Origin of the sequence: Streptomyces montanus, assembly GCF_005786655.1 — a bacterium.
Classification (GTDB): domain Bacteria; phylum Actinomycetota; class Actinomycetes; order Streptomycetales; family Streptomycetaceae; genus Streptomyces; species Streptomyces sporangiiformans.
Genome location: NZ_VBZC01000004.1, coordinates 71,166 through 91,761 on the forward strand (window position 1 = coordinate 71,166; position 20,596 = coordinate 91,761).

A 20,596-nucleotide genomic window follows, 5' to 3' on the forward strand; every position below is an offset into this window, starting at 1 on the left:
GGGGCATTCCGGCTCACCGCCCACTCGCTGATGCCTGCTGGCTGAAGGCTGAGGGCGATTCACGGTTGCGGGTCAGCGCCGGATTTGCACCGGCTTCCCCCCGTACGAGTGTGATGACGACCTCCTCACTGTACCGGCCCGTAGCAAGACGCTGAGGTCCGGTCCTGCGGCCGGCCCCGGCTGCCCCGGCTCACCGGGCCCGGTAACTTCGGCGCATGCGAGGTCACCCACGGCCGGGCCGCCTGCTCGGCTCCGGCCGCACCGCGGATGTGTACGCGCTCGACGACGAGGCGTGGGTGCTGCGCCGCTACCGCGACGGCCACGGGGACGCGCCGGCCGAGGCGGCCGTCATGGAGTACGTACGAGGACACGGCTACCCGGCGCCGAAGGCGAGGGCGACGACCCGCTCGGACCTGGTGATGGAGCGGCTGTCCGGTCCGACCATGATCGGGGCGGCGGCCGCGGGCGAACTCGACGCCCGGGAGGCAGGAACGACGCTCGCGCGGCTGCTGATCCGCCTGCACACGATCCCGCCCCGCCGCCGCTCGGCCGACCCCGCCACCCGCGTCCTGCACCTCGATCTGCACCCGGAGAACGTGATCCTCACGCCGGATGGCCCCGCGGTGATCGACTGGGACAACACGGAGGAGGGCCCACCCGGCCTCGACTGGGGAGTGTCCGCCGTGATCCTGGCCCAGGTCGCCACGGACACCGACGACGACCCTCGCGCACCGCTGGCCCACGACATCCTGACCGCCCTGCTCGACGGCTGCCCCGATCCGTCCCTCCTGACGGACGACCGGCGCGGAGGCCTCGCACCGGCGAGAGCGCGCCGCGCGGCCAACCCGACGATGAGCCGACGCGAGGTCGAACTCCTGAGCGCCGCCGAGGACTTGATCCGTACGCTGCTGAAGTCCGCTCACTGACGGGGCGTCGGCCCTCCGAAGGGCAGGTGGAGGGTCCGGGAGGCGAGCAGCCAGGTGTCGCCGACTCTGCGGAACGTGTCCTCGTAGTTTCCGACCTGCACCGGGGCCCGGGCCGGGGTGATGCCGCCGGTGTGGCCGTCGACGCGGTACGTCGCGAAGTACGAGGTGGCCGTGGCCGTGGCCGGCGAGTCCACGGTGACGAGGACGTTGGCCATCATGCGTCGGGAGAGGCGGTCCGCGGGGCGCGAACCGAAGTACGTCCGCAGGGCGTCCCGCCCCTCGACGAGCCGCTCGCCCTCGGGCCACTCCCAGGTGCCGTCCTCCGTGAACAGCTCGGCCACCGTGGTGGGTTCACCGAGATCGAGGCGGTGGACGAAGTCCAGGATGACGCGTTCACAGGCGCGCTCGGCGAGCAACTGATCGAGTGGGTCCATGGGTGATGCGTATCAGTTCCTCGGCCGGAGCCTCACGCGATTTTCCGTGGTCACACCGTAGTGAGTGTCGGCCATGGGTTCGGGTTGTCCCGACCTCGCGTCCGGGGGCTGTCGTCATGGCGGCCCTCTCCATTCCACGCCAGCGTGGTGGTCGATCATTCGACTCCGACGGAGAGTTTTCATGGTGCGTACGAGAGCGAAGGCTCTGATGACGTGCGGGACGGCGGTGGCGGTCGCGTTCGCGTTACTCGGCGCGTCGGACGGCGTGGGTCAGGGGCCGGCCGCCGATCCCGTTGCCGCGGAGGGGTACGGCCGGGCCGTGCTCCAGCGTGACGCCGACGCGGTCTGGGCAGCCGGCGCCACCGGCGTGCTCGCCCAGGTGCGGACCGCCGACGGCCGGATGGCCGCCCGCTCCGGTACGGCGGATCTCAAGACCGGCGGGCCGGTCCCCTGGAACGCGTACTACCGCATCGGCAGCATCACGAAGCCCTTCACCGCCACGGTCGCCCTGCAACTGGTGGAAGAGGGCAAACTCGAACTGGACGACACGGTGGAACGCCTGCTGCCCGGCGTGGTGCACGGCAACGGCAACGACGGCAGCAGGATCACCGTGGCGAACCTGCTGCGGCAGACCAGCGGCCTGAACGACTACGACGAACACCTGCCGTGGGTACGGCAGTTCACGCCCGAGAAGTTCCAGGAGGAGCGGTTCCACGCCTATCGGCCGGAGGAACTGGTCGCCCTGGCGATGAAGAACCCGCCGCAATGGCTCCCGATCCCAGTGATCCGGAGGGCGAGACGCGCTGGGGATACTCCAACACCAACTACCTGCTGGCCGAGATGATCATCGAGAAGATCACGGGCCGTTCCCTGGCCGAGGAGATCGACGACCGCATCATCGCCCCGCTCGGCCTGCGCCACACCATCGTGGCGGGCAGCTCGGCCTACGTTCCCCGGCCCCGGGCCACCGCTTACACCCAGTTCCCCGCACACAAGAAGCTGACGGACACCTCCGTGTTCGTCCCCATGCCCGACGCCCCTCTCATCAGCACGACGACCGACGTGAACACGTTCTTCCGCGCCCTGCTGGGCGGACGGCTGCTGCGTCCCGCCCAACTGGCCCGGATGAAGGAGACCGTGGAGGCCAAGGACAAGTGGGACGTCGAGCCCGGCGCCCGGTACGGCCTCGGCATCTACTGGCGCCCGGTCGACGGATGTGACGACGGGATCTGGTACCACGGCGGCACCATGCCCGGCTTCATCTCCGAAGCCGGCGCCACCCCCGACGGCCGCCGCGCCGTTGCCACCTCCACGACCACCTGGCGGCCCGGCCAGGAGCAGCAGGACCGCCAGGACCGGGCGACGGCACAACTCGTCGGCCACGCACTGTGCGGGACGAAGTAGCCACTCCGGCGGCGATCACGGAGACGGCGATCACGGATGCGGCGATCACGCGGACGTTGATCACGTGGATGGCGATCAGCCGGATGGTGATCAGGCGGATGGTGATCAGGCGGACACGGCTCTGTAAGTCACCGGATCGCTCCCCGTCACCGCCTCCGCACGCCCCAGCTTCACCAGCCGTCGCAGATGGGCCTCGGCCTCCGAGACCGCGATGTTCCGTGAGCCGTAGGGGATCTGCTCCCAGGGCCGGTTCCACTCCATGCGTTCGGCGAGCTGCCAGGGCGTGAGCGCGGTGGTGAGGAGGGAGAGGAGCCCGGTCAGCCGGGCCTCGTGATGGGCGAGCAACTCCCGTACGCGGGACGGCGCGTCGGTGAAGGGATGCTGATGCGCCGGGAGGACCTCGGCGGGGGCCAGGCGTCCGACCCGCTCCAGGGAGTCGAGGTAGTCGCCGAGCGGGTCGGTGACGGTGGCGTCGTCCGGGTCCTCGTACAGGCCGATGTGCGGCGTGATCTCGGGGAGGAGGTGGTCGCCCGAGAACAGGCGGCCGCTGCCGGGGAGTTGCGCCGGATGCTCTTCCTCCAGATGGAGGCAGACATGGCCCGGTGTGTGACCCGGCGTCCAGATAGCGCGGAGGCGACGGCCCGCGAGGTCGAGGAGTTCGCCGGGGACGATCTCGCGGTCGGGGAGGGCGGAGTTCAGGCCCGGCATCGTCCGCGTCCGGCCCGATGCGCGGGCCGCGAGCAGTGGCGCCACGTGCGCGTCGGGAGCGCCGGCGGCCCGGAGCTTCTCGGCCATGTAGCCGTACCAGCGCTCCTGCCGGGTCTCGCGGCTGCGGCGCACGATCGAGGCGTCGGCGGCGTGCATCGCGATCCACGCGCCGGAGGCCTCACGGACCTTGCCGGACAGGCCGTGGTGGTCGGGATGGTGGTGGGTGATGACCACGCCATGGATCTCCGCGACCGAAGTGCCGCACGCCTCCAGGCCATTGCCCAACGTGTCCCAGGATTCGGGGTCGTCCCATCCCGTGTCGATGAGAACCGGACCGCGGTCGGTGTCGAGGAGATGGACGAGGGTGTGCCCGAGCGGATTGTCCGGGATGGGGACCTTGAGAGACCGGACGCCTCCGCCGTGGTCGGTCACCTGTGTCATGGATTCCCCATCCCGCCCGCGGGCGCGGGCACCTCCGGGCGCGTGGCGCGTGCGCGGTACGCATGGCGCACGGCGCTGTGGCCCATGGCGCATGGCCATTGCTCACTATAACTAGAACTGGTATCAGTTCCCCGTACGTATCTGAAACAGTGTCAGGAAGTGGGAACGCCCGGCTCCCAGGAGGCAGTCGCTCATGACCGAGCTCGTGGAACACGGACAGCTGTTCATCGGCGGGGAGTTGACGGACCCCCTGGGCAAGGACGTCATCGAGGTGATCTCGCCGCACACGGAGGACGTCATCGGGCGGGTGCCGCACGCCTCGACGGCCGACGTGGACCGGGCCGTCGCGGCCGCGCGCACGGCGTTCGACGAGGGCCCCTGGCCGCGTATGACCCTCGACGAGCGGATCGAGGTCGTCACCCGGATCAAGGACGCGATCGCCGTACGCCACGAGGAGATCGCCCGCGTCATCTCCTCCGAGAACGGGTCGCCGTACTCCTGGAGCGTCCTCGCGCAGGCGCTCGGCGCGATGATGGTGTGGGACGCGGCGATCACGGTCGCGCGGGACTACACGTACGAGGAGACCCGCGACGGAGTGCTCGGGCGCATCCTCGTCCGGCGTGAACCCGTGGGTGTCGTCGCGGCCGTGGCCCCCTGGAACGTCCCGCAGTTCGTGGCGGCGGCCAAGCTCGCCCCCGCGCTGCTCGCCGGCTGCGCGGTCGTCCTCAAACCGTCGCCCGAGTCGCCCCTGGACGCGTACATCCTCGGCGAGATCGCGAAGGAGGCGGGACTGCCGGAGGGCGTGCTGTCGATCCTGCCGGCCGACCGCGAGGTGAGCGAGTACCTCGTCGGGCATCCCGGCGTCGACAAGGTGTCCTTCACGGGCTCGGTGGCGGCCGGCAAGCGCGTGATGGAGGTCGCCTCCCGCAATCTCACCCGGGTGACCTTGGAACTGGGCGGCAAGTCGGCGGCCGTGGTGCTCCCGGACGCCGACCTCGAGACGTCCGTGCCGGGCATCGTCTCGGCGGCCTGGATGAACAACGGCCAGGCGTGTGTCGCCCAGACCCGCATCCTGCTGCCGCGCTCGCGCTACGACGAGTTCGCGGACGCGTTCGCGACGGCGGCGGGCGCGCTGGTGGTGGGCGACCCGCTGGACCCGGCGACCCAGGTGGGCCCGCTGGTGGCCCGTCGGCAGCAGCAGCGCAACCTCGACTACATCCGCATCGGCCAGGAGGAAGGCGCGAAAGTCCTTACCGGCGGGGGCCGTCCGGCCGGACTCGACCGCGGCTGGTACGTCGAGCCGACGCTCTTCGGCGACGTCGACAACTCCATGCGGATCGCCCGCGAGGAGATCTTCGGCCCGGTGATCTGTCTGCTGCCGTACGGCGACGAAGACGAGGCGCTGAAGATCGCGAACGACTCCGACTACGGCCTGAGCGGCAGCGTCTGGACGGCGGACGTGGCGCACGGCATCGACGTGGCCCGCCGGGTGCGCACCGGAACGTACTCCGTCAACACCTTCAGCCTGGACATGCTCGGCCCCTTCGGCGGCTACAAGAACTCGGGCCTGGGGCGGGAGTTCGGCCCCGAGGGATACGGCGAGTACCTGGAGCACAAGATGATCCACCTGCCCGCCGGCTGGGAGGCGTAGGCATGGGTGACCGCTGGCACATCGAGGTCGACCGCTCTGTCTGCATCGGTTCGTCCCAGTGCGTCAACCAGGCCCCGAACGCCTTCCGCCTCGACTCCTCCAGGCAGGCCCACCCCGTCGACCCGGAGACCGACGCCAACGAGAAGACCCTGGAGGCGGCGGAGGGCTGCCCGGTGGAGGCCATCGTGATCACCTTGCTGGGGTCGGGAGAGGTGGTGTTCCCGCCCGAGGAGTGACAGGCCCCATGCGACACTCCTACCTCACAACGAAAGCGCGAGGGGCAGAGCTATGCGCGGGGTGGGGAGGGCGGCGGTTGCCGTCACGGCGGTCATGGTGCTTGGGGGGTGCGGTGGCGGTGATACGGCCGAGCCGTCGCGGTCGGCGGAGAGCTCGGCGGGCGAAGCCCGCAAGGCGCGCAAGGCCGTGGCGAGCCGGAAGGCGGTGCGGGGCGACGTCCGTGCCGGGGCCGCCGCGGGGAACTTCGGCCGGGTGAAGTTCGGCGACAGCACCTTCGGTGGTATTCGCCCGGCCGCATGCGCGGTGGTCGGCGCTGTCCGGCTCGACACCGCGCCGGACCGCGAGGCCGCCGCCGAGGTTGTCGCCGAACTGAAGGACCGGCAGTGGAAAGAGCAGTGGCACCAAGCGGAGAAGACAGGTGACGGCTGGTTTCTGGAGAAGGGGGACTGGGAGCTGACCGTACTCGCGGGGACGGTGACCGAGGAGGAGGCACCTGAACTCGCCGCGGGTCAGGGTGGGGCCAACCTTTTGGGGTTCTACGGGGTGAGACGCAACTGCGGGGCGTCCGGCAGCGCTACTCCGGCCCCCTGACCTCCGTCGGATCGATCAAGCGGCACACCGTCTCGATGTCGATCTTGACCTGGGCGATGGAGGCGCGGCCGGAGAGCCAGGTGATGAGGGCCGAGTGCCAGGTGTGTTCGATGACGCGGACCGCGGAGAGCTGGGCCGGGGTGGGGTCGTCCAGGCCCATCGCGTCCAGGATGATCGCCGTGGTCTGACGGGAGACCTGGTCCACCTCCGGGCTGACGCTGCGGTCCGCGAACGTCAGGGCGCGGACCATGGCGTCGGCGAGGTGCGGCTCCCGCTGGAGGGCGCGGAAGGCCCGCATCAGGGTCTCGGCGACGCGCTCCGCCGCCGTGTCACCGGCCGGCGGCTTCTTGCGCAGGGTGCCGTGCATGTGCGCGAGCTGGTCCTGCATCGTGGCGACCAGCAGATGCACCTTCGACGGGAAGTACCGGTACAGCGTGCCGAGCGCCACCTGCGAGGACTCCGCGACCTCACGCATCTGCACCGCGTCGAACCCGCCCCGGCTGGCCAGTTGCGCGCTCGCGTGCAGGATGCGCCGCCGCCGGGCCTCCTGACGCTCGGTCAGCGGCGGGGAGGCCGGCTGCACGGCTCGTGCCGCAGGGGGCGCGTCCTTCGCCGCAGTTTCGGCCGCAGTCTTGGCTTCCGCAGGCATGTGTCCCGTTCCGTGACGTTCGTGAGGGCGGGTCGATGGGGAGGGGTGGGCGAGCGACAGCAGAGTAGGGCCTTGCCGTGGCGTGAATCACCTGATCCACCGCTCACAGGAGGGCTACCTGCCGGTAGATTCAGACCCTCTGAACGATCAAGTCTGAAACTTGTTCTAGGTTAGCGTCCCGAAGTAATCTCCCGGGAAAGTGCTGGAAGAAGGGGTGCCTGGAGTGACCGCTGAGGCCATGGAGGCGGGCCCCGAGGAGGGCTCGGTCGAAGACGGCGACCGACCACTGCGCATCGCGCTCCTCACCTACAAAGGGAACCCTTTCTGCGGCGGCCAGGGCGTCTACGTACGGCACCTCTCGCGCGAGCTCGCCCGCCTCGGCCACCAGGTCGAGGTCATCGGATCCCAGCCCTACCCCGTGCTCGACGAGGGCGACGGACTCGACGGGCTGAGCCTCACCGAGCTGCCCAGCCTCGACCTGTACCGCCACCCGGACCCCTTTCGCACCCCGAGGCCCGGCGAGTTCCGCGACTGGATCGACGCCCTCGAGGTCGGCACGATGTGGACCGGCGGCTTCCCCGAGCCACTGACCTTCTCACTGCGCGCCCGGCGCCATCTCCGCGCCCGCCGCGGTGAGTTCGACGTCGTGCACGACAACCAGACACTCGGCTACGGCCTGCTGGGCGACGTGGGCGCGCCGCTCGTCACGACGGTCCACCACCCCATCACCGTGGACCGGCAGTTGGAGCTCGACGCGGCGAAGGGCAGGCGCCGCCGGGCCTCCGTACGCCGCTGGTACGCGTTCACGCGCATGCAGAAGCGGGTCGCGCGCCGCCTCCCCTCCATACTCACCGTCTCCGGCACCTCCCGCCAGGAGATCGTCGACCACCTCGGCGTACGCGACGACCGCGTGCACGTCGTGCACATCGGCGCCGACACCGACCTCTTCTCGCCGGATCCGTCCGTGCCGCAGGTTCCGGGGCGGATCGTCACGACCTCCAGCGCGGACGTGCCCCTGAAGGGACTCGTCTTCCTCGTCGAGGCACTCGCCAAGGTGCGCACCGAGCACCCGGCCGCCCACCTCGTCGTCGTCGGCAAACGCGCGAAGGACGGACCGGTCGCCCAGGCGATCGAGCGGTACGGGCTCGAAGGCGCCGTCGAGTTCGTCAAAGGCATCACCGACGCGGAGCTGGTGGACCTCGTACGGTCCGCCGAAGTCGCCTGCGTGCCGTCCCTGTACGAAGGGTTCTCGCTGCCCGCCGCCGAGGCGATGGCGACCGGGACACCGCTCGTGGCCACGACCGGTGGGGCGATCCCTGAGGTCGCGGGGACGGACGGCGAGACGTGTCTGGCGGTCCCGCCCGGCGATGCCGGGGCGTTGGCCGCAGCGCTGAGCAGAGTGCTCGGTGACCGCGAGCTGCGGGTGCGGCTCGGCGCCGCCGGGCGCGCGCGGGTGCTGGCGCGGTTCACCTGGGCCCGGGCCGCCGAAGGCACCGTCGCCAGATACCGTGAGGCGATCGGCCGCTCCGCGGCGCGCACCGGCCTCCCCCGCCCTCGGCTCGGCCCGAGCGATGAGACCCCCGTCACGGACCAGGATCCCGGCCGCTCCGCGGTCCCGGCAGACACCTATCGCGAAAGCAGGGCCACGTGCTGACCGTCGACTTCTCCCGGTTCCCGCTCGCCCCGGGCGACCGCGTGCTGGACCTCGGATGCGGGGCCGGCCGGCACGCGTTCGAGTGCTACCGGCGCGGGGCGCACGTCGTGGCGCTGGACCAGAACGGCGAGGAGATCCGCGAGGTCGCCAAGTGGTTCGCCGCGATGAAGGAGGCGGGTGAGGCCCCCGAGGGCGCCACCGCCACCGCCATGGAGGGCGACGCGCTCCAACTCCCTTTCCCCGACGAGTCCTTCGACGTCGTGATCATCTCCGAGGTCATGGAGCACATCCCCGACGACAAGGGCGTACTCGCCGAGATGGTGCGGGTGCTCAAGCCAGGCGGACGCATCGCGGTCACGGTCCCGCGCTACGGCCCCGAGAAGGTCTGCTGGGCGCTGTCCGACGCGTACCACGAGGTCGAGGGCGGCCACATCCGCATCTACAAGGGCGAGGAACTGCTCGGCAGGATGCGCGAGGCGGGGCTGAAGCCGTACGGCACGCATCACGCCCACGCCCTGCACAGCCCCTACTGGTGGCTGAAGTGCGCGTTCGGCGTCGACAACGACAAGGCGCTGCCGGTGCGGGCGTACCACAAGCTGCTGGTCTGGGACATCATGAAGAAGCCGCTCGCCACCCGGGTCGCCGAGCAGGCGCTGAACCCGCTGATCGGCAAGAGCTTCGTGGCGTACGCGACGAAGCCGCACCTGCCCGTCGAGACCGCCTCGGTGGACGCCCTGTGACGACGCCCCGGACCGAACACCTCGTCCTGGCCGGGGTGCTCACGGCGGACCAGGCCGCCGAGACCATCCGGGGCATCCTCGCCGTCCAGCGCCCGGACGGCGCCATACCGTGGTTCCGCGGCCACCATCTCGACCCGTGGGACCACACCGAGGCCGCCATGGCGCTCGACGCCGCCGGCGAACACGAGGCCGCCGAGCGCGCGTACGTGTGGCTGGCCCGGCACCAGAACGAGGACGGCTCCTGGTACGCCGCGTACGCCGACGGCGACGCCGCCGACGTCACCGACCGCGGCCGGGAGACCAACTTCTGCGCGTACGTCGCCGTCGGGGTCTGGCACCACTATCTGGCGACCGGCGACGACACCTTCCTCGACGCCATGTGGCCGACCGTCTACGCGGCGATCGAGTTCGTGCTCCGGCTCCAGCAGCCCGGCGGACAAATCGGCTGGAAGCGCGAGGACGACGGGAGCGACGTCAAGGACGCGCTGCTGACGGGGAGTTCGTCCGTCCACCACGCCCTGCGCTGCGCGCTCGCCATCGCCGAGCAGCGCGAAGAGCCGCAACCCGACTGGGAGCTGGCGGTGGGCGCGCTGCGGCACGCGATACGACGCCACCCCGAACGGTTCCTCGACAAGCGCCGCTACTCGATGGACTGGTACTACCCCGTGCTGGGCGGGGCGTTGACGGACGCCGAGGCGAAGGAACGGATCGAGAGGGACTGGGACCGCTTCGTGGTCCCGGGACTCGGCGTACGGTGCGTCGTGCCCAACCCGTGGGTCACGGGGGGCGAGTCCGCCGAACTCGCCCTGGCCCTCTGGGCCGTGGGCGAGTCCGACCGGGCCCTGGACATCCTCCAGTCGATCCAGCATCTGCGGGATCCGCGGACCGGCCTCTACTGGACGGGCTACGTCTTCGAGGGCGAACCGGCCGTCTGGCCCGAGGAACTGACCACCTGGACCGCCGGTTCGCTGCTCCTCGCCGTCGCCGCACTGGGCGGCGACGAGGCCACCTGTGCGGTGTTCAGCGGGGAGCGGCTGCCGAGAGGGCTCGACGCGGAGTGCTGTTAGCGCTGTCCCCGCGTGGTGCTGTCCTCGTGCCCGGCTCAGTGACGGTGCATACGGTTGGCGACCGCGTGCCCCACGAAGAGGTACACGACGGCGGCCAGACCGTACCCGGCGACCACGCGGGCCCAGCTCTCGTCGAAGGTGAACAGGTCGTGTGACCAGCCGGCGAGCCATTGGGCCGCGTCATGGACGAACTGCACGAAGTCGTTCGCCCGGTTCGCGTCCAGCAGGTACATCAGGATCCACAGCCCGAGGATGACGGCCATGATGTCGGCGACGATCGCGATGACCCTGCCCGCTTGGTTGGTGCTGTTGCGATAAAGAGGGCTCATGTCCGCCGAGTAGCCCTTGAATCCGGGATGAAACCGCCCCGGATACGGGCGGCGTCAGGCCGGGGCCTGGTTGAGCTCGGCCAGGACGCGGAGGGTGTGCGGGTCGGAGGACAGGACCAGCAGGTCGGTCACCGGCCCCTTCCGCCACAACTCCAGCCGCTCCGCGATCCGTTCTCGCGGTCCGACGAGAGAGATCTCGTCCGCGAAGGCGTCGGGGACGGCGAGGACCGCCTCCTCGCGGTGGCCGTCCATGAAGAGGCGTTGAATGCGGCGCGCCTCCTCCTCGAAGCCCATACGGGCCATCAGGTCGGCGTGGAAGTTGCGGGCGGCGTGGCCCATGCCGCCGATGTAGAAGCCGAGCATCGCCTTCACCGGGAGCAGACCTTCCGCGACGTCGTCGCAGACCCGGGCCTGGGCCAGGGGGGCGATGAGGAAGCGACATTTGCTCGATCCCTCGCGGGCCTCGCGCACGTCGGTCAGTGACGCCTCGTACACATCGGGGCGCAGCGGTGACCAGTACAGCGGCAGCCAGCCGTCCGCGATCCGGGTCGTCTGCGCGATGTTCTTCGGGCCCTCGGCGCCGAGGAGGATCGGCAGATCGGAACGCAGGGGATGCGTGATGGACTTGAGGGCCTTGCCCAGCCCCGTACCGTCCGCGCCCCGGTACGGGAGTGAGTGGAAGCGCCCGTCGAGTTCGACAGGCGCCTCGCGCCTGAGGACTTGGCGCACGACATCGACGTACTCCCGGGTCGCGGTGAGCGGCGACTTCGGGAACGGGCGCCCGTACCAGCCCTCGACGACCTGCGGGCCGGACAACCCGAGGCCGAGCATCATGCGCCCGCCGGAGAGATGGTCGAGGGTGAGCGCGTGCATGGCGGTCGTGGTGGGGGAGCGTGCGGCCATCTGCGCGACGGCCGTGCCGAGCCTGATCCGGGACGTCCGGGCCGCGATCCAGGTCAGCGGGGTGAAGACGTCGGAGCCCCAGGACTCGGCGGTCCACACCGAGTCGTAGCCGAGCCGCTCCGCCTCCTGTGCCAGGGAGACGTGGTCCGCCGAGGGGCCGCGTCCCCAGTAGCCGAGGGCGAGTCCGAGCCGCATGCGTGCCTCCTGACGGACTGTCAGCCGGGAGGGTGACTGTACGACAACGGCCCCTCGCCCGGAAGGGCGAGGGGCCGTGCGGGCGCGTGGCGCGTCAGCCGCGCTGGATGCCGCTCGTGTCCTGCAGTACGCCGCGACGGCCGTCCTGCGTCTGGGCCACCAGGCCGGGGCCGCGCTGCTCGACGGCCAAGTACCAGGTGCCCGGAGCCAGTTCGGCGATCGGCGTCGGCGAGCCGTCCTCCGCGTACAGCGGACGCGGCACCGGCACGGCGAACCAGAACGGCGAGAAGTCCCCGGCGGGCTGCTGCGCCTGCGGGGCCTGCGCCTGCTGCGGCTGTCCCGGCTGAGCGCCGAACGGCTGACCCGGCTGACCCGGCTGCGGCTGACCGCCGTAGGCGGGCTGCCCCGGCTGCTGCTGGGCGCCCGGGTAGCCGTAACCACCCTGCGGCTGACCGCCGTACGGCTGGGGGGCGACGGGCTTGGGGGCGCCGATGAGGGCGGCCTGGAGGGCCGGCACGAGGGGGGTGGCGACGGCGGCGCCGGCGAGGACGAGGGCGGCGACCAGGCTGAGGATGAGGCCGGTGCCGGCGTCGATTCCGCCGTCCGAGCTCCCGCCGACGTTGTCCAGGCCGCCGATCGGGTCGAAGATGTTCCCGAGTGCGCTCCACGCGGCGAACACCGTGAAGGCGATGCCGAACTGGCCGAGGTCGAGACCGGCGACCTTCGGCACCTGCGGCAGGCCGCGGGCGACGACGATCAGCGCGGCGCCGATGATGCCGGCCAGGGTGACGCTCAGGAGGAGCGGGCCACTGCCCCAGGCGTTCGGGATGTCGGCGCTGTCGCCGGCCCCTTCGACGGAGTAGATCTCGAGGAACGAGGCGATGAACAGCAACACCGCTGCTCCGATCACCACGCCGTCGCCTCGAGTGAGAGAGCGGATATTCACTTCAGGTCCTTCATCAGTCGTCGTCTCGTCTTGGGTGGAGGCGTCGCTGTCACCATGTCGCCGTCTGGCCGCGGTGTGAAGCGCGGGGGTGGCCCCCTCATCGTAGGGATGACACTATCGTCCGCCAGACACGGGTGTGTGGCCGGATCCGTGCGCCGATCACTACCCGTGCAGGAAACTCACGATTCCCTCAGAGATTCCTTGCGCCGCCTTCTGCCTCCATGCGCCGCTGGTCAGCAGCGCGGCGTCCTTGCTGTCGCGCATGTTGCCGCACTCGATGAACACCTTGGGAACCGTTGACAGATTGAGACCGCCGAGGTCCGCGCGTACGTCGAGGCCGGTGCCGTCGCCGATGTAGTTGGAGGGCGCGCTGCCGGTGGCGCGGACGAAGTTGCCCGCGATGCGCTCACCGAGTTCGCGGGACGGGGCGACGATCGGGCGGGTGTCCGCGTCACCGGCGTGTACCGAGCCAGGCAGGATCACATGGAAGCCGCGGTTGCCGGCCGCCGAGCCGTCCGCGTGGATCGAGACCACGGCGTCCGCGTCCGCCTTGTTGCCGATCCGGGCCCGCTCGTCGACACACGGCCCCCAGGCCCGGTCGCCGTCCTGGGTGAACTTCACCGTGGCGCCCTGCTTTTCGAGCAGCGTACGCAGACGGCGCGAGACGTCGAGAGTGAACCGGGCTTCCGTATAGCCGGAATTGGTGGACGCGCCCGTCGTGTCGCACTCCTTCGCGTTCGTGCCGATATCGACCTTGCGGTTGATTTCGGCCGTGTGCTGGAAGTTGCCGGGGTTGTGCCCCGGGTCGATGACGACGACTTTGCCCTTGAGGGGTCCGGAGGCGGCGGGACGCGAGCCCGAGGGGGAGGGCGACGCGTCCGGTTTGCCGGGCCCTTTGTCGTCGTTCGACTGCGAGGTGCTGGACGAGGCGGGCTCGCTCGCCGAGGGCGACGACGCGCGCGGGGACGGCGCCACCGACCCGTCCGTCCCACCCCCGCCGGAGTCTCCCACCGACTGCCACACGAGCCACCCCGCCAACGCACCTGGCACCAGCGCGGCGACAGCCACGGTCAGCAGCCCGCGCCGGGAGCGGCGCGGCGGGCGGGGCGGGTCGAAGTCCGGACCTACGTACGACACGTGCGCCACCCTATCGATCGCGTCCTTCTCCCGCTTTGCGCCGCTCGACACCGCGGGACGCGCTCCGCGCGCGGGCCGACTCGCCGCGCCGTACCGTGGGACGGTGAGCCGCTCCACCACCCCGCCCGTGGGCCGTATCAGCTCACCGGATGAGGCCCGGACCGACTACGCCGGTGCCGTGTACGGCTCGCTTCTGGCCGCCTCCGTCCTGGCCACCGCCACCACGTTGGGTGACTATCCGCGCCTCGAACTCGTGCTGGTCCTGCTCGTCACGGGCCTGGTGTTCTGGGCTACGCACGTCTACGCGCGCCTCGCGGGCGAACGTCCGGTGGGCCGGCCCTGGCGGCGGGGCGAGATCCGCCGGGTCGCCCTGCACGAGTGGCCGATCGTCCAGGCCGCGGCCCTGCCCGCCGCGGTGGTCGCCGTCAGTCCCCTCCTGGGACTCGATCTGAACGCGACCGAATGGCTGGCGCTGGGGGTCGCCGTGGCGCAACAGGTCTTCTGGGCGTCCCTGGGCGCCGTCCACTCCGGTGCTCGCCGCGGCCAGATGATCGCCGAGGGCGCCGTCAACCTGCTCCTGGGCCTGATCATCGTGGCCGCCAAAGCCGCACTGAGCCACTGATGAGTGCCTGCTTGCGATCTTTGCCGGCGGCGACCATCGCGCAGTGCGGTCGCTCGCGCCGGCCGAACGGCTCGGCGCGCTACGGGAGTTCCAGCCGACGATGTCGGCGGCCCGGACCCGGCGGGCGGCCGATGACGCGGACGGGGCGGCGTACGCCGACGCTGTGTCGGAGTACGCCGCCCTCGGGCGAGACGAGTTGCGGGAGGCGGCCCGCGCGCTCACCTCGGGTCGCGGTTGAACGACGCCGACGACCAGCGGTCACCGTCCGGCGGCGACCCGCCGCCCCTCGCGCTTGGGCAGGTGGTGCAGGTCCGCCATGAGGAGCATGTTCTCCTCGCCGGTGATCAGGCCGTCGACGGCGGAGAACTGCCCGGTGACGCCGATCGCGGCGCGCACCGCCTGCGGGTCTGTGGCCAGGTCGTGGCCGCCGACGCGGATCTCACCGGAGGCGGGGTCGGGGGAGATGAGGGTGGAGAGGATCTTGACGGCGGTGGTCTTGCCGGCGCCGTTCGGGCCGAGCAGGGAGAAGATCGTTCCTTCGGGGACGGCCAGGTCGACGCCGTCGAGCACGACCTTGTCGCCGTAGCACTTGCGCAGCCCGTTCGCCGCGATGGCCGGGTTGGTCACGATGGGTGCTCCTCAGAGGCTGCGGGCGACGATGTCGCCGCTGGCGGTGGTCGCGTGGATGTCGAGTTGGGCGGCGGCGCCTTCGGTGTTCTTGAGCGCGTTGCGAATCCGGCCGTAGGAGGTGCCGGCGTCCAGGGAGGCGGAGACTCCGGCGGCGGCGCCGACCGAGATCTCGCCGGACTCGGTGCACAGCACGACCGTGCCGTGCACGGCCTCGGCGATCCGGATGTCGCCCTTTTGGGTGCTGATCTCCGCGGGGCCGCCCAGGCGGCCGACCGAGACGTCACCGGCGGCGGTGGTGAGGCGGGCGCTCGCGGCCTCGTCGAGCTTGATCGAGCCGTGCGAGCCCTCGAAGGCGACGTCGCCGAGCCGTCCGACGCCCCGGAATTCGGCGCTGGCCGCCTTCGCCTCTATGCGGGAGTCGGCGGGCAGCTGGATGGTCACCTCGACGGATCCGGAGGGGCCGAGGATCTGGTTCTTCGCCGGTGAGGCCTCGATCCGCAGGACGCCGTCGACGTATTCGACCGTGGTCTGCTCCGCCGCCTTCACGTCGCGGCCCTTTGAGGCGTCCGCGGGCAGGACCTCGACCGTGGTGTCGGGCCGGTCGGCGGCGATGAACCGGATGCTCCCCGCGGGGATGTCGAGGACGGCGGAGATCGGGGCGGGGGTGTCGAACTTCTGCATCGTGCTCTCCTTCGGCTTGTTGTTTCGAACGATGGAAAAGCTACGTTGCATTCATGGATCTAGCAACGTCAATGTTGCACATAATCGCCATCGACCCAGATAAGAGCCAGGAAAACGTTGCAATGGCTTTGGTTCTAATGCAACAACAGCCACCTGTTCGTTGCAATGGATTAGGAATGAACGCTATGCTGGAGACACCAAGGACCACGAAGGAGATCACGATGCCGGGAGGCAGGCTCACCCAGCAGGAACGCCAGCAGATCGCGCTGGGGCTGGCCGACAGCCTCGCCTACGCGGAGATCGCCAGACGTCTCGATCGCCCGACCTCGACGATCACGCGTGAGGTGATGCGGAACGGCGGCCCCACCGCCTACCGCGCCGACCTGGCCCACCGAGCCACCGAACGCCGCGCCCACCGGCGCAGGCAGGCCGCGCCCCGCGGGGCGGAGGCGCCCCCGCAGGCCCGCGGACGCGACGCCGAGGCCGTGCGCGAGTACGAGGAGATGTTCACCACCCTCCTCATGCAACAGGGCCTGCCCAAGATGATGTCCCGGGTGCTGACCTGCCTCTACACCACCGACGCGGGCAGCCTCACCGCGTCCGAACTCGTCCAGCACCTCCAGGTCAGCCCGGCGTCCATCTCCAAAGCGATCACGTTCCTCGAGAGCCAGGGCCTCGTCCGCCGGGAACGGGACGAACGCCGCCGCGACCGCTACGTCGTCGACGACGACGTCTGGTACCAGGGAATGATCGCCAGCGCCCTGTCCCACGCCCAGCTCGCCGAGACCGCGCGGCAGGGCGTCAGCATCCTCGGCCCCGACACCCCGGCCGCCGCCCGCCTCGAGGGCATCGCCCGCTTCGTCGACTTCGTCGGCGAGAGCATGACCCGCGCCGCGGAGCAGGCCCGCGAGGTCCTCCACACGAAAGCCAGAACGCCCTCTGAGTAGCTGAACCGCCGAACCTCAGATCCCCGCTCCCGTGCGCCGCAGCACACGCAGCGAGTCGGTGGCCGAAATCTCGGTGAAGGCACCGGACTTCAGGGCGCGGAGGTAGACGCGGTACGGAGCCTGGCCGGTGAACTCGTCCACAGGGTCGGGGAAAACGTCGTGGATGAGCAGGAGGCCGCCCTCGGCGACATGGGGTGCCCAGCCCTCGTAGTCGGCGGACGCGTGTTCGTCGGTGTGGCCGCCGTCGATGAAGACGAGGCCGAGAGGGGTCCGCCAGAAGGCCGCGATCTGCGGTGAGCGGCCGACCATCGCGACCACGTGGTCCTCCAGGCCCGCCTGGTGGAGCGTACGGCGGAACGTGGGGAGCGTGTCCATCCGGCCGAGTTCCGGGTCGACCGTCGCCGGGTCGTGGTACTCCCAGCCGGGCTGCTGCTCCTCGCTGCCGCGGTGGTGGTCGACCGTGATCGCTGTGACGCCCGACTCTCGGGCCGCGTCGGCGAGGAGGATCGTGGAGCGTCCGCAGTACGTGCCGACCTCCAGGAGCGGGAGTCCGAGCGCGCCCGCCTCGACCGCGGCCTCGTACAGCGCGAGCCCTTCGCCCACGGGCATGAACCCCTTGGCGGCCTCAAAAGCGGCGAGGGTCTCCGGCTTGGGTGCCGCGGGCATGGGCTCCTCCAGCTTGTACGGGGCAGTGGGCGCCCCATGCTGCCGCACACCCCCGTCGCGCGGGCGACGGGGGTGTGCGGGTTGACGGGGAGAGAGTCCGAGTGTCAGGCGGGAACACCCGCGTTCTCGTCGGGCAGCGCGAGGTCCAACTCGACCGGACGGTCGTCGCCCGCGTGAGTTGCCGACGAGGCGAGCGGTCCGTGGCCCGTGGCCCTCGCGGCCAGGACGTACGCACCCTCGGCGGGCACGGCCAGGTCGTAGCGGCCGTCCTGCGCGGACAGCGTCGCGCCCGCCTGGCGCCCCCGCCGGTCGATGAGCGTGACCTTGGCGCGGGCGACGGGCGCTCCGTCGGCGCCGAGCACACGACCGCGAAAGCCGCCCCGGTCGGGCGTGGTCATCGGCACGGGCATCGGCGCCGCAGGCATCGACGCGGGCATCGTCTCGGACACCGCCTCCTCGCTCGAAGCCAGCGGCTGCGGCTTCTCCACCCTGTTCCGGCGCGGCAGGAGCAACGCGAACACCAGGCCGACCGCGACCGCGCCCGTGGCGATCAGGAAGGACAGGCGGAAGCCGTGCATCGTGGGGATCGCGACGCCGTTCACCTGGTTCGCCGTGTTCGCCAGCACCATGCCGATGACGGCGCTCGACACCGACGTACCGATCGAGCGCATCAGGGTGTTGAGGCCGTTGGCGGCGCCGGTCTCCGAGGCGGGGACCGCGCCGATGATCAGCGCGGGGAGCGAGGAGTACGCGAGGCCGATGCCGGCGCCCAGGACCACCGCGATGACGACGGTCTGCCAGGCGGCGCTCATCAGGCCCAGGCCGGCGCCGTAGCCGATGGCGATGACCAGCATGCCGATCACAAGGGTCGTCTTCGGGCCGTACTTGGCGGACAGACGGGCGTAGACGGGCGCCGTGAACATCATCGTGAGGCCGAGCGGCGCCACGCACAGACCCGCGACGACCATCGACTGGCCGAGGCCGTAGCCGGTCGCCGTCGGCAGCTGGAGCAGCTGCGGCAGGACGAGGGAGACGGCGTAGAAGGCGACGCCGACCATGATCGAGGCGAGGTTGGTGAACAGCACCGCGCGGCGGGCCGTGGTGCGCAGGTCCACCAGCGGAGCCTTGACGCGCAACTCCAGTACGCCCCACAGAACGAGGACGACCGCCGCCGCTCCGAACAGGCCGAGCGTGGTGCCCGAGCTCCAGCCCCAGTCGCTGCCCTTGGTGATCGGCAGGAGGAAGAGGACGAGACCTGTGGACAGGCCGAACGCGCCCAGTGCGTCGAAGGTGCCCTCGGCCCGCAGCGGGGACTCCGGTACGAAGACGAGGGTGAGCACGATCGAGAGGGTGCCGATGGCCGCCGCGCCGAAGAAGAGCGCGTGCCAGTCGGCGTTCTGCGCCACCAGGGCCGCGAGCGGCAGCGCGAGTCCGCCGCCGACGCCGATCGACGAGCTCATCAGGGCCATCGCGGAGCCGAGCCTCTCGCGCGGCAACTCGTCGCGCATCAGGCCGATGCCGAGGGGGATGGCGCCCATCGCGAAGCCCTGGAGGGCACGTCCCACGATCATGACGAGCAGTTCGCTGGTGAAACCGCAGATCAGCGAGCCCACGACCATCACGGCCAGGCTGGTGAGCAGCAAGCGACGCTTGCCGTAGAGATCTCCCAGCCGACCCATGATCGGCGTGGCCACGGCGCCCGCGAGCAGGGTCGAGGTCATCACCCAGGTGGCGTTGCTGGGAGAGGTGCCGAGCAGCTCGGGCAGGTCCTTGATGACGGGTACGAGCAGGGTCTGCATCACCGCGACGACAATGCCCGCGAAGGCGAGTACCGGGACGATTCCGCTGCCGCTCCGCCTTCGCGTGTGGTGGTCCGTCGTCGTCGTGGTCATCGCGTGGGGCCTCCGGGGTCGGTGGGGAATATGTGCACGGTGAACTCCGTGGGCCCAGGCAACTATTCCGTTACTTCGGGTCGCTAACGAAATCTTGACCTCTTCATTACTTGACCTCTCCTGTCCGGTGCGGTTGAGCTCTGCGTTGGTGGCGCCCGGCGACCTGGTGTGTGCAGGGTCTCTTTGCGCTCTTTGGTGCCGCGGTTGGGCAGGTCAACTCCGCATTTTCGGCGGCCTGGCTCCGAGTGTCGATGCAGTCCGGCAGGACGACCTGCCCAGTCCCCAGACCCTCGCTGCGGGTATCGACCGCGACCGCGATGCTGTCAACGCCGGTCAGACCCTGCCCTGGAATTCGGGGGTCGTTGAGAGACACGTCAACCGCATCATTTTGCGGAATCAGTGCTCGTCAAGCTGCGCAAGCAGAGGACTTGTCCCCTGCCGGGTCACATCCCGGTGGAGCCGTCGATGCGTTCCCGGAGTAGGTCCGCATGGCCGTTGTGCCGTGCGTACTCGGCGATCATGTCCACCAGGATCCTTCGCAGTGAGATCGGCTCGCCGGTCCTCTTGCGGATCCCTGCTTCATCCAGCGATGCGGCAGTGGCGGTGATCTGTCTGGACTGCTCACACTCCGCCCGCCGCCCGCCGCCCGCCAGACGGCGAACGCGTCGTCGACGTCACCCTCCAGGCTGTCGAAGTCCTGGTTGGGGTCATCGTCGGAGTAGTAGAGCATCGGGACGTTCTCGCCGGCGAACTGCATGCGGAACCACCAGCGCTCGACGCCGGCCAGATGTCGCACCATGCCTCGCCCAGGACGCGGCCTCGGCCCGCTGGCATCGGGCTCCGGTGGAGTGAGTTCCGCCCGAGACCCTCTTGACTCCCCTCCGCGCCACCGCCATTCTTGTGCCACATTCTGGCATACCATTCCATTTTCCGGCATGCGGCTCCAGGGGTGGTCCTGCCGAAGTGAGCCGAGATCCCGAAAGTCGGACCCAAGTAGACAGCCTCCCAAAGCACCGGCTCCCGGCCAAGCCGGAACGACCGCAGACTGTTCCCCCGCGGAACAGCAGGGGTCTGGGCGGGTGTCGCCGCCGCGCCGCCTCACGGTCTGCGGCACACCCGCGATCCGCGTGCGCCGTGGGGGTATGC

The 20,596-nt window shown here is 70.5% G+C and carries 21 protein-coding genes, 3 pseudogenes and 1 riboswitch; of the genes and pseudogenes, 12 read left to right on the top strand and 12 right to left on the bottom strand.

Annotated features, from left to right (window positions below; all coding sequences use genetic code 11):
* Nucleotide 1: 1 nt before the first annotated feature.
* A riboswitch (cobalamin riboswitch) is annotated at nt 2–100 on the bottom strand.
* A 115-nt stretch (nt 101–215) separates the two neighbouring features.
* Nucleotides 216–926, top strand: a complete 711-nt coding sequence (locus tag FE633_RS04310; RefSeq protein ID WP_138043723.1) for a phosphotransferase — start codon at nt 216–218, stop codon at nt 924–926.
* Here FE633_RS04310 and FE633_RS04315 read toward each other — a convergent pair.
* Nucleotides 920–1,360, bottom strand: a complete 441-nt coding sequence (locus FE633_RS04315) for a nuclear transport factor 2 family protein (RefSeq protein ID WP_138043724.1) — start codon at nt 1,358–1,360, stop codon at nt 920–922. The genes FE633_RS04310 and FE633_RS04315 overlap by 7 nt on opposite strands.
* A gap of 181 nt (nt 1,361–1,541) precedes the next feature.
* Here FE633_RS04315 and FE633_RS49135 point away from each other — a divergent pair, with 181 nt between their 5' ends.
* Together FE633_RS49135 and FE633_RS49140 are read left to right on the top strand one after the other, a co-directional pair.
* A complete protein-coding gene (locus tag FE633_RS49135) occupies nt 1,542–2,204 on the top strand; it encodes a serine hydrolase domain-containing protein (RefSeq protein WP_281291120.1) in 663 nt (220 codons plus the stop codon).
* Nucleotides 2,126–2,764 carry a serine hydrolase domain-containing protein gene (locus tag FE633_RS49140; RefSeq protein ID WP_281291121.1) on the top strand — a complete coding sequence of 213 codons (639 nt, stop codon included), beginning with the start codon at nt 2,126–2,128 and terminating at the stop codon, nt 2,762–2,764. Before FE633_RS49135 ends, FE633_RS49140 begins: the two co-directional genes overlap by 79 nt.
* A 105-nt stretch (nt 2,765–2,869) precedes the next feature.
* Here FE633_RS49140 and FE633_RS04325 read toward each other — a convergent pair whose 3' ends face one another.
* Nucleotides 2,870–3,913: a Strvi_7410 family MBL fold metallo-hydrolase gene (locus FE633_RS04325; protein WP_138043725.1), complete on the bottom strand. Its 1,044-nt coding sequence runs from the start codon at nt 3,911–3,913 to the stop codon at nt 2,870–2,872.
* A 193-nt stretch (nt 3,914–4,106) separates the two neighbouring features.
* Here FE633_RS04325 and FE633_RS04330 point away from each other — a divergent pair, with 193 nt between their 5' ends.
* The 3 genes from FE633_RS04330 (at nt 4,107) to FE633_RS04340 (ending at nt 6,392) form a co-directional block, all read left to right on the top strand.
* Nucleotides 4,107–5,564, top strand: a complete 1,458-nt coding sequence (locus FE633_RS04330; RefSeq protein WP_138043726.1) for an aldehyde dehydrogenase — start codon at nt 4,107–4,109, stop codon at nt 5,562–5,564.
* Nucleotides 5,565–5,566: 2 nt separating this feature from the next.
* Nucleotides 5,567–5,800 carry a ferredoxin gene (locus FE633_RS04335; protein ID WP_138043727.1) on the top strand — a complete coding sequence of 78 codons (234 nt, stop codon included), beginning with the start codon at nt 5,567–5,569 and terminating at the stop codon, nt 5,798–5,800.
* 187 nt (nt 5,801–5,987) lie between these two features.
* A complete protein-coding gene (locus FE633_RS04340) occupies nt 5,988–6,392 on the top strand; it encodes a hypothetical protein (protein ID WP_138043728.1) in 405 nt (134 codons plus the stop codon).
* Here FE633_RS04340 and FE633_RS04345 read toward each other — a convergent pair.
* Nucleotides 6,376–7,041 carry a TetR family transcriptional regulator gene (locus FE633_RS04345; RefSeq protein WP_171059794.1) on the bottom strand — a complete coding sequence of 222 codons (666 nt, stop codon included), beginning with the start codon at nt 7,039–7,041 and terminating at the stop codon, nt 6,376–6,378. The two genes, FE633_RS04340 and FE633_RS04345, sit on opposite strands and share 17 nt — an antisense overlap.
* Nucleotides 7,042–7,264: 223 nt before the next feature.
* On the opposite strand from FE633_RS04345, the gene FE633_RS04350 reads away from it, so the two are divergent.
* Genes FE633_RS04350 through FE633_RS04360 form a run of 3 tightly spaced genes read left to right on the top strand, consistent with a single transcriptional unit; the run spans nt 7,265 to nt 10,502 of the window.
* The gene (locus tag FE633_RS04350; RefSeq protein WP_138043729.1) at nt 7,265–8,695 is read left to right on the top strand and encodes a glycosyltransferase family 4 protein; all 1,431 of its coding nucleotides are present in this window, start codon (nt 7,265–7,267) and stop codon (nt 8,693–8,695) included.
* Complete coding sequence (locus FE633_RS04355) at nt 8,689–9,435, top strand: class I SAM-dependent methyltransferase (RefSeq protein WP_138043730.1); 747 nt, start codon at nt 8,689–8,691, stop codon at nt 9,433–9,435. Before FE633_RS04350 ends, FE633_RS04355 begins: the two co-directional genes overlap by 7 nt.
* The gene (locus tag FE633_RS04360) at nt 9,432–10,502 is read left to right on the top strand and encodes a prenyltransferase/squalene oxidase repeat-containing protein (RefSeq protein ID WP_138043731.1); all 1,071 of its coding nucleotides are present in this window, start codon (nt 9,432–9,434) and stop codon (nt 10,500–10,502) included. Before FE633_RS04355 ends, FE633_RS04360 begins: the two co-directional genes overlap by 4 nt.
* Before the next feature lie 35 nt (nt 10,503–10,537).
* Here the strand turns inward: FE633_RS04360 and FE633_RS04365 are convergent, their stop codons facing one another.
* From FE633_RS04365 to FE633_RS04380, 4 genes are all read right to left on the bottom strand, one after another.
* Nucleotides 10,538–10,831 carry a hypothetical protein gene (locus tag FE633_RS04365; RefSeq protein ID WP_138043732.1) on the bottom strand — a complete coding sequence of 98 codons (294 nt, stop codon included), beginning with the start codon at nt 10,829–10,831 and terminating at the stop codon, nt 10,538–10,540.
* Between the two features lie 54 nt (nt 10,832–10,885).
* Nucleotides 10,886–11,929 (bottom strand): LLM class F420-dependent oxidoreductase, encoded by a 1,044-nt coding sequence (locus tag FE633_RS04370; RefSeq protein WP_138043733.1) that lies wholly within the window; start codon nt 11,927–11,929, stop codon nt 10,886–10,888.
* 94 nt (nt 11,930–12,023) lie between these two features.
* Entirely contained in the window at nt 12,024–12,875 is an 852-nt protein-coding gene (locus FE633_RS04375; RefSeq protein WP_138043734.1) for a hypothetical protein, read from the bottom strand.
* Nucleotides 12,876–13,037: 162 nt separating this feature from the next.
* Nucleotides 13,038–14,012: an N-acetylmuramoyl-L-alanine amidase gene (locus FE633_RS04380; protein ID WP_138043735.1), complete on the bottom strand. Its 975-nt coding sequence runs from the start codon at nt 14,010–14,012 to the stop codon at nt 13,038–13,040.
* Nucleotides 14,013–14,115: 103 nt separating this feature from the next.
* On the opposite strand from FE633_RS04380, the gene FE633_RS04385 reads away from it, so the two are divergent.
* Complete coding sequence (locus tag FE633_RS04385; RefSeq protein WP_246113402.1) at nt 14,116–14,634, top strand: hypothetical protein; 519 nt, start codon at nt 14,116–14,118, stop codon at nt 14,632–14,634.
* A gap of 10 nt (nt 14,635–14,644) precedes the next feature.
* Nucleotides 14,645–14,872 (top strand): annotated as a pseudogene (locus tag FE633_RS04390) (hypothetical protein); the annotation flags it as partial.
* 29 nt (nt 14,873–14,901) lie between these two features.
* On the opposite strand, the pseudogene FE633_RS04395 reads toward FE633_RS04390, so the two are convergent.
* Nucleotides 14,902–15,261: pseudogene (locus FE633_RS04395) on the bottom strand (ATP-binding cassette domain-containing protein); the annotation flags it as partial.
* A 12-nt stretch (nt 15,262–15,273) separates the two neighbouring features.
* Nucleotides 15,274–15,945, bottom strand: a complete 672-nt coding sequence (locus FE633_RS04400; RefSeq protein ID WP_138043736.1) for a DUF4097 family beta strand repeat-containing protein — start codon at nt 15,943–15,945, stop codon at nt 15,274–15,276.
* A 221-nt stretch (nt 15,946–16,166) separates the two neighbouring features.
* Between FE633_RS04400 and FE633_RS49685 the strand changes: the two genes are divergently transcribed.
* Nucleotides 16,167–16,892, top strand: a complete 726-nt coding sequence (locus tag FE633_RS49685) for a helix-turn-helix domain-containing protein (protein ID WP_138043875.1) — start codon at nt 16,167–16,169, stop codon at nt 16,890–16,892.
* Between the two features lie 15 nt (nt 16,893–16,907).
* On the opposite strand, the gene FE633_RS04410 is transcribed toward FE633_RS49685, so the two are convergent.
* From FE633_RS04410 to FE633_RS04420, 3 genes and pseudogenes are all read right to left on the bottom strand, one after another.
* A complete protein-coding gene (locus tag FE633_RS04410; RefSeq protein WP_138043737.1) occupies nt 16,908–17,558 on the bottom strand; it encodes a class I SAM-dependent methyltransferase in 651 nt (216 codons plus the stop codon).
* A gap of 104 nt (nt 17,559–17,662) precedes the next feature.
* Nucleotides 17,663–19,450 carry an MFS transporter gene (locus FE633_RS04415; RefSeq protein WP_138043738.1) on the bottom strand — a complete coding sequence of 596 codons (1,788 nt, stop codon included), beginning with the start codon at nt 19,448–19,450 and terminating at the stop codon, nt 17,663–17,665.
* Between the two features lie 443 nt (nt 19,451–19,893).
* Nucleotides 19,894–20,252: pseudogene (locus FE633_RS04420) on the bottom strand (DinB family protein); the annotation flags it as partial.
* Nucleotides 20,253–20,596 lie beyond the last annotated feature (344 nt).

Bases quoted from the DNA above. Each gene is read 5' to 3' on its own strand.
- FE633_RS04345 (WP_171059794.1), bottom strand. From the start codon at position 7,041: ATGCCTGCGGAAGCCAAGACTGCGGCCGAAACTGCGGCGAAGGACGCG.
- FE633_RS04335 (WP_138043727.1), top strand. From the start codon at position 5,567: ATGGGTGACCGCTGGCACATCGAGGTCGACCGCTCTGTCTGCATCGGT.
- FE633_RS49685 (WP_138043875.1), top strand. From the start codon at position 16,167: ATGCCGGGAGGCAGGCTCACCCAGCAGGAACGCCAGCAGATCGCGCTG.
- FE633_RS04400 (WP_138043736.1), bottom strand. From the start codon at position 15,945: ATGCAGAAGTTCGACACCCCCGCCCCGATCTCCGCCGTCCTCGACATC.
- FE633_RS49140 (WP_281291121.1), top strand. From the start codon at position 2,126: ATGGCTCCCGATCCCAGTGATCCGGAGGGCGAGACGCGCTGGGGATAC.
- FE633_RS04330 (WP_138043726.1), top strand. From the start codon at position 4,107: ATGACCGAGCTCGTGGAACACGGACAGCTGTTCATCGGCGGGGAGTTG.
- FE633_RS04365 (WP_138043732.1), bottom strand. From the start codon at position 10,831: ATGAGCCCTCTTTATCGCAACAGCACCAACCAAGCGGGCAGGGTCATC.
- FE633_RS04370 (WP_138043733.1), bottom strand. From the start codon at position 11,929: ATGCGGCTCGGACTCGCCCTCGGCTACTGGGGACGCGGCCCCTCGGCG.
- FE633_RS04310 (WP_138043723.1), top strand. From the start codon at position 216: ATGCGAGGTCACCCACGGCCGGGCCGCCTGCTCGGCTCCGGCCGCACC.
- FE633_RS04325 (WP_138043725.1), bottom strand. From the start codon at position 3,913: ATGACACAGGTGACCGACCACGGCGGAGGCGTCCGGTCTCTCAAGGTC.
- FE633_RS04315 (WP_138043724.1), bottom strand. From the start codon at position 1,360: ATGGACCCACTCGATCAGTTGCTCGCCGAGCGCGCCTGTGAACGCGTC.
- FE633_RS04415 (WP_138043738.1), bottom strand. From the start codon at position 19,450: ATGACCACGACGACGACGGACCACCACACGCGAAGGCGGAGCGGCAGC.
- FE633_RS04410 (WP_138043737.1), bottom strand. From the start codon at position 17,558: ATGCCCGCGGCACCCAAGCCGGAGACCCTCGCCGCTTTTGAGGCCGCC.
- FE633_RS49135 (WP_281291120.1), top strand. From the start codon at position 1,542: ATGGTGCGTACGAGAGCGAAGGCTCTGATGACGTGCGGGACGGCGGTG.